Consider the following 3,529-nt stretch of genomic DNA (forward strand, 5'->3'; position numbering starts at 1 on the left):
GCCCCGAACCGCCCCACCGCTGCCGGCGTCACCACGGCGGCGGCGAAGAACCCCGCTCCGGAGATCCCCACGGCGAGCCCGAGCAGCGCGAGCCCGTCGGCCTCCGACGACGTCCAGGCGTACCGGCACAGCATCAGGACCATCACCGTCAGCGCGCCGTAGCAGAACCGGAGCACCGTCATCGCGGCCAGCGCGCGGGCCGCCGCGGGGCGCCGGGCCAGGTGCCGTACTCCCGCCCCCAGGCCCCGCGCCGTGCCGGCCAGCGCCTCTTGGAGCCGGGGCCGGGGCCCGGCCGAGTCGGGGTCCGGGCCGAGCAGTTCGCGGGCCATGCGGAGCGAGGCGAGCGCCGCGCAGAGGTACAGGGCGGATCCCAGGAGGACCACCGCCGCGTCCGAGTCCGCCCCCGACAGGCGCACGACGAAGGCGAGAGCGCCGCCCACGGTCGCGGCGAGCGTGCCAGCGGTGGGCGAGAGGGAGTTGGCGATGACCAGGCGCTCGGCGTCCACCACTCGCGGCAGCGCGGCGGAGAGACCGGCGAGGACGAAGCGGTTGACGGCCGTGACGCAGAGGGCGGAGACGTAGAAGAGCCAGTCGGGGACGCCGCTCAGCATCAGCACGGCGGTCAGAGCCGCCAGGGCCGCCCGCAGGAGATTGCCGTGGAGGAAGACCTGCCGGCGTTGCCAGCGGTCCAGGAGGACGCCCGCGAAGGGGCCGATCAGCGAATACGGAAGCAGCAGCACCGCCATCGCGGAGGCGATCGCGCCGGGCGAGGCCTGTTTCTCCGGTGAGAAGACGACGTACGTGGCCAGCGCGACCTGGTAGACGCCGTCCGCGCCCTGGGAGATCAGCCGTACGGCGAGCAGGCGCCGGAAGTCCCGCAGCCGCAGGAGGACGCGCAGGTCACCGACGACAGCCATGGGGCACACCCTCACATACGAGGAGGGTCCCCGGGCGGCATGCCCGGGGACCCTCGACGAGTGACAAGGAGAGAGCTGCTTAGCGCTCGACCTCGCCCTTGATGAACTTCTCGACGTTCTCGTACGCCTCATCGTCGAAGTACTGGACCGGCGGGGACTTCATGAAGTACGAGGACGCGGAGAGGATCGGGCCGCCGATGCCGCGGTCCTTGGCGATCTTCGCGGCGCGCAGGGCGTCGATGATGACACCCGCGGAGTTCGGGGAGTCCCAGACCTCGAGCTTGTACTCCAGGTTCAGCGGGACGTCACCGAAGGCGCGGCCCTCGAGGCGGACGTACGCCCACTTGCGGTCGTCGAGCCACGCGACGTAGTCCGACGGGCCGATGTGGACGTTCTTCTCGCCCATCTCGCGGTCGGGGATCTGCGAGGTGACGGCCTGCGTCTTCGAGATCTTCTTGGACTCGAGGCGGTCGCGCTCGAGCATGTTCTTGAAGTCCATGTTGCCGCCGACGTTGAGCTGCATCGTGCGCTCGAGGCGGACACCACGGTCTTCGAAGAGCTTCGCCATGACGCGGTGCGTGATCGTGGCGCCGACCTGCGACTTGATGTCGTCACCGACGATCGGGACGCCGGCCTCGGTGAACTTGTCCGCCCACTCCTTGGTACCGGCGATGAAGACCGGCAGGGCGTTGACGAACGCGACCTTGGCGTCGATGGCGCACTGCGCGTAGAACTTCGCGGCGTCCTCGGACCCGACGGGCAGGTAGCAGATGAGGACGTCGACCTCGCGGTCCTTGAGGACCTGGACGATGTCGACCGGGGCCTCGGCGGACTCCTCGATGGTCTGGCGGTAGTACAGGCCCAGGCCGTCGAGGGTGTGGCCACGCTGGACCTGCACGCCGGTGTTCGGCACGTCGCAGATCTTGATGGTGTTGTTCTCGCTGGCGCCGATCGCGTCCGCGAGGTCGAGGCCGACCTTCTTCGCGTCGACGTCGAAGGCGGCGACGAACTCGACGTCACCGACGTGGTAGTCGCCGAACTGGACGTGCATCAGGCCCGGGACCTTGGCGTCCGGGTCGGCGTCCTTGTAGTACTCGACGCCCTGGACCAGCGAGGCGGCGCAGTTGCCCACGCCGACGATGGCTACGCGAACCGAACCCATTCCGGTTGCTCCCTGTGTGTTCTCGGTATTCCGGATGAGACCCCGCGGAACGCTGGATCTCACTTGGTGGGGTCATCGGACGGATCCGGCGGCGGGTCGTTCTCCCGCCGCCGGGGCAGGCCCGCCGACTCCCCTGATGTGCTGTCCTGCTGAGCGGAGCTTCGGGGGGAGGGCCGTTGCTGGTCCCGCCCCGCCCGCTCGCTCTCGATGAGCTCGTTCAGCCAGCGCACTTCGCGCTCCACGGACTCCATGCCGTGCCGCTGCAGCTCAAGCGTGTAGTCGTCCAGGCGCTCCCGGGTACGGGCCAGGGAGGCGCGCATCTTCTCCAGGCGCTCTTCGAGGCGGCTGCGGCGGCCCTCGAGCACCCGCATGCGTACGTCCCGCGAGGTCTGCCCGAAGAAGGCGAAGCGGGCGGCGAAGTGCTCGTCCTCATACGCGTCGGGGCCGGTCTGCGAGAGCAGGTCCTCGAAGTGCTCCTTACCTTCCGCCGTCAACCGATAGACGATCTTGGCTCGGCGTCCGGTGAGCGGAGCCGCGAGGGCGTCCTCGGAGGTGCTGCCCTCCTCTTCGATCAACCAGCCGTTGGCGACCAGCGTCTTGAGGCAGGGGTAGAGGGTCCCGTAGCTGAAGGCCCGGAACACTCCCAGCGATGTATTGAGACGTTTTCGCAGCTCATAGCCGTGCATCGGGGACTCGCGGAGGAGGCCGAGGACGGCGAATTCCAGGATGCCGGAGCGCCTGCTCATCTTCGCCTCCCGTCTGCCACGGTCCCTCAGTGCGGCCTTTATGCCGAGCTGATGTATCGACTCGATACATCGAGACGATAGAACGGCGATCCGGCTGATACAAGAGGGGGCACGGTGAACGGCGTCACATCACCGATTCGTAGGAAGTGAGTTGCCTGATTTGGGGTGAACTTCGGCTCTACGAGGGTTTTGACGGTGCGTAGTCTGTGCGCCATGCATGCCACCGGGAACCAAGTGACGCCGGGGCGCGTCGTCGTCCCCGGTGTAGTGCGGGTGAGCGCCGGGACGGGCGCATCCGTACGTCGGGGGGACCGGAACCCAGCCGCCGTTTCCAGGCGCGGACAGCTGCGCCTGCCCGAGGAGTAATCGTTCGATGAGCGAGCACCGTCGCAAACCGCCGCAGCCGCAGGGCGGCGGACGCGCCGCGGCCAGGCGTGGCGCCCCAGGAGCGCCGTCGGGCCGCCGTGCGGCGCCGCGAGATGCCACTGAACCGTCCTCTTCCTCTTACGGGACCTCCCCTGGGACCTCTCATGGGGCTTCCTATGGGGCGCAGGGATCCGGTGCCCCGGACGAGGAGGGCCGGCCCTACGGCGGCCGGGCCGAGGCCCGTCGCGCCGCACAGCGCAGCGGCTCGGTCGGCGCGGGCGGCGGTCGCCGCAGAGCTGCCGAGGCCGCCGGCGGCGGTGGGCGCGCCGGTGGTGGCG

General features: G+C 69.5%; 3 protein-coding genes. All 3 read right to left on the bottom strand.

Annotated elements, in window-relative coordinates; all coding sequences use genetic code 11:
- On the bottom strand, positions 1-917 hold a 917-nt coding region (locus GKQ77_RS29940; protein ID WP_219692254.1), incomplete at its 3' end, for an MFS transporter.
- Positions 918-996: 79 nt separating this feature from the next.
- Positions 997-2,079 (bottom strand): inositol-3-phosphate synthase, encoded by a 1,083-nt coding sequence (locus GKQ77_RS29945; protein WP_219692255.1) that lies wholly within the window; start codon positions 2,077-2,079, stop codon positions 997-999.
- A gap of 59 nt (positions 2,080-2,138) precedes the next feature.
- Positions 2,139-2,825, bottom strand: coding sequence for a PadR family transcriptional regulator (locus GKQ77_RS29950; protein WP_125513933.1), 687 nt, complete (start codon positions 2,823-2,825; stop codon positions 2,139-2,141).
- Positions 2,826-3,529: the final 704 nt, after the last annotated feature.

Source organism: Streptomyces anatolicus, from assembly GCF_019400875.1.
Classification (GTDB): Bacteria; Actinomycetota; Actinomycetes; order Streptomycetales; family Streptomycetaceae; genus Streptomyces; species Streptomyces anatolicus.